Source organism: Streptomyces sp. NPDC088246 (genome assembly GCF_044741025.1).
In the GTDB taxonomy this organism is placed as follows: domain Bacteria; phylum Actinomycetota; class Actinomycetes; order Streptomycetales; family Streptomycetaceae; genus Streptomyces.
Genome location: NZ_JBIURV010000069.1, coordinates 24,136 through 31,757, shown reverse-complemented (window position 1 = coordinate 31,757; position 7,622 = coordinate 24,136). Strand labels below are relative to the sequence as shown.

The 7,622-nt window shown below is 71.3% G+C and carries 7 protein-coding genes and 1 pseudogene; 2 read left to right on the top strand and 6 right to left on the bottom strand.

Annotated features, from left to right (window positions below):
- Positions 1-808 precede the first annotated feature (808 nt).
- The 3 genes from ACIPEK_RS41820 to ACIPEK_RS41810 all read right to left on the bottom strand — a co-directional run bounded on the left by ACIPEK_RS41820 (position 809) and on the right by ACIPEK_RS41810 (position 2,117).
- The gene (locus ACIPEK_RS41820; RefSeq protein WP_402007517.1) at positions 809-1,120 is read right to left on the bottom strand and encodes a hypothetical protein; all 312 of its coding nucleotides are present in this window, start codon (positions 1,118-1,120) and stop codon (positions 809-811) included.
- Positions 1,121-1,168: 48 nt separating this feature from the next.
- Positions 1,169-1,588 carry a hypothetical protein gene (locus ACIPEK_RS41815; RefSeq protein WP_402007515.1) on the bottom strand — a complete coding sequence of 140 codons (420 nt, stop codon included), beginning with the start codon at positions 1,586-1,588 and terminating at the stop codon, positions 1,169-1,171.
- A gap of 325 nt (positions 1,589-1,913) precedes the next feature.
- Entirely contained in the window at positions 1,914-2,117 is a 204-nt protein-coding gene (locus tag ACIPEK_RS41810) for a cold-shock protein (protein ID WP_402007525.1), read from the bottom strand.
- Positions 2,118-3,509: 1,392 nt separating this feature from the next.
- Between ACIPEK_RS41810 and ACIPEK_RS41805 the strand changes: the two genes are divergently transcribed.
- Positions 3,510-3,785, top strand: a complete 276-nt coding sequence (locus ACIPEK_RS41805; protein WP_402007513.1) for a hypothetical protein — start codon at positions 3,510-3,512, stop codon at positions 3,783-3,785.
- 52 nt (positions 3,786-3,837) lie between these two features.
- Here the strand turns inward: ACIPEK_RS41805 and ACIPEK_RS41800 are convergent, their stop codons facing one another.
- Positions 3,838-4,431: an HAD family hydrolase gene (locus tag ACIPEK_RS41800; RefSeq protein ID WP_402007511.1), complete on the bottom strand. Its 594-nt coding sequence runs from the start codon at positions 4,429-4,431 to the stop codon at positions 3,838-3,840.
- Between the two features lie 131 nt (positions 4,432-4,562).
- On the opposite strand from ACIPEK_RS41800, the gene ACIPEK_RS41795 reads away from it, so the two are divergent.
- Complete coding sequence (locus ACIPEK_RS41795; protein WP_402007510.1) at positions 4,563-4,922, top strand: hypothetical protein; 360 nt, start codon at positions 4,563-4,565, stop codon at positions 4,920-4,922.
- A gap of 292 nt (positions 4,923-5,214) precedes the next feature.
- On the opposite strand, the pseudogene ACIPEK_RS41790 reads toward ACIPEK_RS41795, so the two are convergent.
- Both ACIPEK_RS41790 and ACIPEK_RS41785 read right to left on the bottom strand, forming a co-directional pair.
- A pseudogene (locus ACIPEK_RS41790) lies at positions 5,215-5,391 on the bottom strand (DUF4232 domain-containing protein); the annotation flags it as partial.
- Positions 5,392-5,679: 288 nt separating this feature from the next.
- A complete protein-coding gene (locus tag ACIPEK_RS41785; RefSeq protein WP_402007508.1) occupies positions 5,680-7,428 on the bottom strand; it encodes a hypothetical protein in 1,749 nt (582 codons plus the stop codon).
- Between the last annotated feature and the right edge of the window lie 194 nt (positions 7,429-7,622).

Sequence of the window (7,622 nt, the reverse complement as noted above, 5' to 3'; positions counted from 1 at the left end):
ATACGGTGGCGGAGGGCCGGCGGCAGTCGCTGGGGGACCTTGACCTGGTAGGTCTCGCCGATCCGGATGTCCTGGACGCGCATGACGGCCTCCTGAGCCCCTCTCCAGCCTCCCCCAGGCCGTCCCGAACCGCCAAGGCCGGGGCGGGGAAGCGCCGCGTGGCGGCCCGGTAGAGCCCGCGGCCGGAACGTAGGAGAGTGCAGCCGCGAGCTCCGTCTCACACCCTCACAGCCTTGCTGCGCAATGTGTCTACCTGCGCAAATGAGTTGTGAGGCTCACAACTTCCTTCTGCTCCTCCAGAACAAACCGCGGCCGCGCGGACCGTGGCTGATCCATGCAGCAGCTCTGCATGGATCTCGCGCGGAACATCGCAGATCTGCGATGTCATGCAGCCGCCGGGGCCGAGTTCACGGCCCTGCTGGCTGTCGCGGAGCAGCAAGGGCCGGCCGTGGGCAGCACGGCCCGAGCAGCGTGCAGCAGCTGATCGTGTTGCACCGGCCGGGGTCGGCCTGCGACCCGTGCAGCACCCGTGTGCCGCCTGGACCATGCAAATGCTGCGCTGCCCCCACGACACCGCCCTGCTGCCACCCGACGACCACCACCAGGACCACGAGCAGCACCACCGCGGCGACGGTCACCAACCACCCCGAGTCATCGAGCGACAACCCTGCTGCCCACCAACGGCGAGCAGCACGACCAGGAGCAGCGGCACCCCGCCGCCGCAGGCCCTCGCCTCACACCCCACGCCGCACCCGCCCACCTGGGAAGACCGGCTGTGTGGCTCACAGGAGCCACGGGGCAGCAGCGGTCACAGGACGGTGCCGTGCAGGGCGCGGCGGTCCCCGGACAGGGCGTAGCGACGGGCCGCCAGGCTGTGGTCGAGTTCGATCCCGATGTCGTTGCAGAACAGGGCGAGGATGTCGGCGGCCGCAGTGTCGGAGAGGTATGCCGGGGCGACTTCGAGCAGCAGTTCCCCGATCGCGTGCGTGCTGGCGGCGAGGTCGTCGACGACGCGGCGCAGCACTGCGAGCGCGGGATCCGCCGGCGGATCGTCGGGCGGCGGGGGCGGTGCGGACGTCGCGGACGGCCTGGCGGACCACCGCGCGCACCGTCGGCTCATCGAGGGCGTGGAGGCCGCTGTGGGCGAGCGTGGCGAGTCGGCGGGTGATCAGGGCTCCGCGACGTCGCCCGCACGGCCGGAGACAGCGATCAGGGCGCGCTGGGACAGGTCGTAGTCGAGCGCGGCCGCAGCCGGGTCGGTGTCTCGCGTGCGAGACGGGTCGGTCCCAGCGGTGACCGCGGCCTGGATGGCGCCCAGGGCGCGGGCGACGTCGAGCAGCCGGTACGCCTGCGTGCGGCTGATGCCGAACTCCGCGTCGCAGTACGCCTCCCAAGAGGTGAAACCCAGGGGGAGCCAGACGCGGGCGGCGTGCGCGTCGCGGACCCGCGCGGCGAGCAACGCCACGGAGCGCCGGACGTCAGCCATCGCCTCGCGCAGCCCCGCCGTCACCTCCCGGGCTTGCGCAGCCGTCAGCGGCGGCCGCACCGGTTCGGCGACGTCGCCCTGGTCCTGGTCGTGCTCGCCCATGACTCCATCGTCCTCCGCGCCCGCGGGCCGGACCAGGGTGTGCGGAAGCGCGGGCGCGAGGTCCGCCTCACAGGCTCACACCCTCACAGCTCACCCCGCCTACCTGCGGAAATGGGGTGTGAGGCTCACAGCCTGCCAGCCTTCGGCGGGCTCCAGGCGCTCCTTTCGCGGGTGTCCTGTGCCGGCGAACCTGGACCGATTGCCAACGAAGTTGGACTACAAGAAGCCAGGAGGCAGAGCGGCAGGTCTCCAGACGTGATCGGCTCTCACATGGTCTGACAGCAGATCACGTGAGTCCGGGATGGCCCGCCGGTCCGGTCGCCAGCTATTGGGGAATGACCTGCTCGGCCTGCGGTCCCTTGGGGCCCTGGGTGACGTCGTACTCGACCTTCTGGCCTTCGGCCAGCTCTTTGAAGCCGGTCGTCTGGATCGCGGAGAAGTGGACGAACACGTCCGGGCCGCCATCGTCCTGCTGGATGAAGCCGAAGCCCTTTTCCGCGTTGAACCACTTCACGATGCCAGTTGCCATGCGCTTCCCCTTACGAGATCCAGGGTGCCGCCAGACTAGCCGCGGACGGCCTCCGAGCAGCACATATAGCGGACGGTACGGGCTTGGCAACCCGCAGCGATACACGGTATCCAGCCACCTGATCACCGTCATCTCGCCACGAGTCGCGCGCGTGACATGCGGTCCAACTTCGTTGGCAATCTGTCCAGGTTCGCCAGCACGCGACAGCGGGCGTGGCAAAGCCAGAACGGGGCCGCCAGGGAGGAGGCCCTTGCGGCGCATGGCCTGGTCGCGGCTGCGGCACCGGGCGTTGCAGAACTTGCGTGGACGACGGGTGGACTCGGACAGCGGCTGGGCGCAGGTGGGGCAGTGGCCAGCCTCGATGACCGGAGCCAGGTTCTGGAGCAGCCGCCGGACGCAGTCCTCGTCTTCCGGGGTGTACGGCTCTGAGTCGGCACGGCAGCCAGCGAGGACGGCGGACCGGGAAAAGTAGAAGCCGACCGTGTCGATCCGGTAGTGGTCAGCGGTGTCGAGCAGCAGGTAGCCGAGGAGTTGCCAGGCGCTCGCCTTGGGGAAGCGGTGCGGGTGCTTGTCGCTCTTGAAGTCGATGAGGAGTCCGTCGACCACGAGATCGGCGTCGGCGGTAATCCGCGCTTCGGGGAACATGGGGCCGGGCGTGCAGTCCTCGGGCCGGGTGCGGGCACGCAGGGAGACCAGGGGGCCGTCCACGGCCTGGTGGAGCTGGGCTACGACGGCGGCCACCAGGTCGCGGTGCGGGAGCTGCAGGAGACGGTCGAGCGTGAAGGAGCCGGAGTCCTCGCGCGCGGCGAGATACAGCGGGGTGTGTTCGAACCCGACGGGATTGCGGGTGAGGACCTGATACCAGGCCGCGGCGATGAGGAGGCGGGCCAGGTCCTCCTCCTCATCGTGGGCGCGGTCGATGGGGGTGTCACGGTTGGCGAGGTCCAGGGCGTGGACGGTGTGCGTCAGCCGCGCGGCGAGCTCGTTGCCGACGGCGCGCATCCGCAGGCCCGCGCTTTGATAGTCGCAGCCGGTCTGTTCGATGCCGAGGGCGGCGGCCAGGTCCACGGTTGCGGCCGTGGTGAAGGCGAGGCGCAGCCGGGTGTCGATCGCTGTCCCGGCGGTGCCACCCTCGGTGCCGGCTCCCGCAGCGGCTTGGCGCCGGCGGACAGTTCGCGGTCCAGGAACCGGCGCAGCGGGCTGTGGGGGTTGTCGACTCCGGTCTTGAGGCTCATGCGGGAACCGCCCCTCGGCAGGCGCGCCACCAGGGGCGGCGCGGTGAAGTGGTCACGGAACGGACGGTAGGAACCGGAACTGACAACATGTCGCCCGCAGGGAGTAGCCAGCGGTATCCGCAGTTCAGCGGTTCACCGGATCGTGTGATCCGGGCCCTTGGCTATCGCCGGATACTCACTCAGCCCCGCCGCCGCGCCGGTCCTTCTCGGCCTCAACTCCTCCGCGCTCTACATCGGGATCGCCCTCGGCGGCGGACTCGGCGGACTGGCGCAGGAGTGGCTCGGGCTTGCCCCGGCCGAACTGGGGCCGGCGGCCGCTGGCGTCACAGCTCTGACCCTCTTCTGGCACCTGGGAACCACGCGCCGCCCCGCCGCGCCCGCCCCCGCAACACCGGAACCGGCCTCGGCCAATCCGGCGAAATCCGAGGCGTGACCCGCCGTCCCACATCACCGCGTGCACGGCCCGCGACACTGCCGCCCCGCCCTCAGCCCTCCTGCAGTCCAGCTTCCACGTAGCGGCGCAGGTCCGCCGCGTCGATTCCGGCGAGGCTGTCGGCGAAGATCCGTCGTGGCGAGGGCGGTACGGGAAGCAGGGAGGGCACCACGAGGAGTGCGCAGCCCGCCGCCTCGGCCGAGGCGGCGCCGTCCGGTGAGTCCTCGACGGCAACACACGCCGCCGGGGGCACCCCGAAACGCTCCGCCGCGGCCCGGTAGGGGTCCGGGTGGGGCTTGGTGCGTACGGTGTCGTCGGCCGAGAGGGTGAACGCGAACGGCACATGCGCCAGCGCTCCCCGGGCCACCGAGTCGACCACCGTTCTCGGGGAGGCGCTCACCAGGGCGAAGGGGACGCCCTGGTCCTCCAGCTGCGACAACAGCCGCTGGGCGCCGGGGCGCAGGGGCGCGCCCTCGTCGACCCGGCGGAAGAACTCGTCACCGAGCTCCGCCGCCACGCGTTCCGTGTCGTTCCGGCCCGTGACCCGTACCAGGTGCGCCGCGGTGTCCCGGACGGCCCGGCCGACGACCTCGGGAGCGTCGGCGTCGGAAGAGTTGCCGGTCGACAGCTTCACCGACTCCGACATCGCCAGGATCGCGATGGTGGGGTCAGCCGAAAATCGTGCGGCGGGCTATGGGCAGTTCGCGCAGATGGTGGGTGAGGATCTGGCGCAGGCCAGGCGACTACGTGCGTCAGGCGGCGAGCCTGGAGTCCTCGGTGGAGAGCACGTTCGTGACGGCTGCGGTGATCGCTGAGCGGGTCCGGGGGACCAGCTGGGAGGTCATCGGCGAAGCAACCCGCATGAGCGCAGCGGAGGCAGAGGAGAAGTGGGGAGGCAGCGAGGCGCGATGGCGCCGTGCAAGCCGAGCCGACGATCTCTACCGGAAGAAGCCCGGAACGTACGCCGCGTCGGCTGACCGGTACATCACCACGGACAAGCCCTACCAGTTCCGCACTGTCACGCGCCGTCCGCTGTCTGCCTCGCTGGACGCGGCCGCGCATCTCACCGGCCGCGATGACGCCGTGGCGGACCGTGCGTTCGCCGGCACCTCCTCCTGCACGCACTGCTCCCACTGACCCCTGCGACACTGGAATCGCCTCGCCCCCCGGCAGCTGCGATGCCGGGGGGCGAGGCGTTGTCACCAGGTGACTATCCGATCCAGACGTCCAGGACGGACAGGTGCCGGGTGAGGCGGTTGATCACGTAGACGACGGACAGCTGCCCGATGGAGGCGGCGCGGATGCCCTCGCCTTCCGGGTCACCTTCTCTGTCAGGTTCAGCGTGTTGGGGGCTGGAGGGAGCTTTGCATTCCGCACTGGCGGTGCTCGGGCAGCGGCGCGGTGCGGCTGAGTACCTGGGACGTGCGGGTCAGCCGCCCCGACCGGCGCTCCCCATCGGGCCGACCTTCACTTGGGAGCCGGAGCCGTCCGTGACGGGCAGCGTGTCGGCGCCCGGCCAGTCGAGGGTGACCGACTTCGTCTCGTCCGGCGGGGTCACCACCAGCCCCGTGATGCGGACGCCGGAGCCGCCCGACGGCCGGGGTGGTCGCCATGTATCACCTTGGGCGCGCGCTCTGGGCTTTCGACGACGACCAGACCGTGCCCGCGACCGGTGAGGACACGTGCGGCCGGAGGCCAGCGTCTGACCCGTCGCCGCTCACGCCGTCTGCTCCAGGCACTGCGGCACGACCTGGCGGCCGGCCTTCTCCGCACGGGCCCGGCGCAGCGCGGCGCTCAACGCCCGCCGGGCCCCGGGTTGCCGGGATGAGGTAATAGGGGGGGCGTTCCAGAGGTTCCGGCACAGCTCGGGTGACGTTCGGTGCACGTTTCGTGCTCACGTGATGAGCACGGCCGTGACGGCGAGGCCGACAAGAAGGAGCAGGACGGGACCCAGTGGCAGGCCGTGGTCGCTCGGTGGGCTCGGTTCCGCGGGCCGCAGTTCCGGGTGGGCGTGCAGGGCTGTGACCTCCTCGGCCATGCGGACGTACGACGGGCGCAGTCGCAGTCGTCGTTCGAGGCGCGGCTCCCCCAGCCCCGTCAGATGCCAGGTGCGGCCGTCCGACCGGCGTATCTCTACGCTGCCCTCGTCGGTGTACTCGGCTGCCCGCAGCCGTTCCCATGGGACGTGCCGTACGGTCCAGGCTCCGGTCAGCCACAGACCGGTGCTGTCCGCGGTGGCACGCCAGTTGAGGAGGACGGCCGGGAAGTGGATCCACATCGGCAGTGAAAGCAGGGGGAGGAGGATGTGCCAGTCGAAGCCGTCCGTCGCGAGGGAGTGTGCGGCGAAGGAGATTCCGGCCGCCACGCCCGCGGTGAGGGCCAGTCCGGCGGTTCGGGCCACAGGGCCCGGCCCCCAGCGCACCGGGCGACCGGTGGGCGCCAGGGTGGCGGCGATGCGGTCGATCCGGGCCCGCCGCTGCGGATCCGAGGTGTCGGGGTCGGTACCCGTGAGGGCAGTGGCTCCCAGAAGGGGCTTCTTGCCGGTTCGAGGGAGCCGGACCGGGCCGACGGTGCGGATCACGATCGGGTCCCCCGCCCGGTCCGTCGTGACGAGGACCAGTTCGCCGCCTTCGTAGGGGGCGCCGAGCAGGACCGCTTCGTGCAACCACGTGTCGACGGGCAATTCCTCCTCGTCCTCGGCTTCGTCTTCGTCTTCGATGCGGTCCACCAGCTCGTCGTCATCGGGGAGCGTCCCCGCGCAGAGACAGGTGAAGAGCGCGCTCTGGCCGGCGGTGTCGTCGGCCGCGTAGACCCAGGTACGTCCTTCATAGTCCGTGCGTTCCAGCACGCGCAGGGCCGGCACCGGTGCGCGGCGCAGCGCCACGGCACGGCGGCGGGCGAGGACACCCACCGTGAGGAAAGAGAGCCCGGGCAGCCCGGCCGCCAGGACCAGCAGCTGCCAGCCGAAGGCGTCGTACGGCTCCGCCACCAGGCGTCGCCACGAGCCGTCCTCCAGCACGGTCACCGTGCTGCCGACGCCGTAGTCCTCGGGGTAGAACGCGTCGACGGTGATGCGCCGTTCGTCATCGGTGCGGACGCGCACTGTCTCCTCGCCGCGGCGGATCACCGTCGCCGTGATGTGCACGGCCCGGTCCGCGTGCCGCTCGTCCGCGCGGATGCCGCTCAGCCCCAAGAGGACCGCACCGGCGGCCACGGCGCACAGGACCAGCCCGGCGGCGAGCGGGAGCCTGCCTCGCACGAGTGGGCTGGCGGGCTCCGGCAACCGATGCCGCACTCCGGCGGCCCGTTCCACGAGCCGCCGCTGCCTGGACCGGGCTGCCAGCCGCTCGCGGGCCGCGGCCCAGCCGAAGCCCAGGGCCCCGATCACGGCGAAGTTCGCGACCTGGGACATCCGGCCGGCGCCCGGCAGCTCTCCCCACGCCACCATGGCCGCCAGCGCGGGCGCTGCGATCAGCGTGAGCTCCGGAAGCCGGGCGAGCCAGTACAACAGCCCGACGGCCAGACCCACTTCCGCCATGCCGCCCCAGTCCGGGCCGCAGGGCGCCGCATCGCTGCACGACGGCACCGGTTCCACCGCGATCGCCCATACAACGGTGATCAGCAGCGCCGGCACTGACCACATGGGCCTGGCCCAGGATGCGGGGCGGGCCCGGGCCCATAGGGCGGCATCGGTGGACGACCAGGCGGGCGTACCTGCCGGAACAGAGCCCGACGGTATTGGGACGGGAGTTTCGGACACCTGAGGATTATGCGGCACAAGACCGCCCCCACCGGACCGCCGTACCGCCTTCGCCCCGGAGTCACAGCGTTAAGCAC

Excerpts from the sequence above, each read along its gene's own strand:
- ACIPEK_RS41815 (WP_402007515.1), bottom strand. The coding sequence starts at position 1,588 with ATGGGCGAGCACGACCAGGACCAGGGCGACGTCGCCGAACCGGTGCGG.
- ACIPEK_RS41810 (WP_402007525.1), bottom strand. The coding sequence starts at position 2,117 with ATGGCAACTGGCATCGTGAAGTGGTTCAACGCGGAAAAGGGCTTCGGC.
- ACIPEK_RS41820 (WP_402007517.1), bottom strand. The coding sequence starts at position 1,120 with ATGAGCCGACGGTGCGCGCGGTGGTCCGCCAGGCCGTCCGCGACGTCC.
- ACIPEK_RS41785 (WP_402007508.1), bottom strand. The coding sequence starts at position 7,428 with ATGTGGTCAGTGCCGGCGCTGCTGATCACCGTTGTATGGGCGATCGCG.
- ACIPEK_RS41800 (WP_402007511.1), bottom strand. The coding sequence starts at position 4,431 with ATGTCGGAGTCGGTGAAGCTGTCGACCGGCAACTCTTCCGACGCCGAC.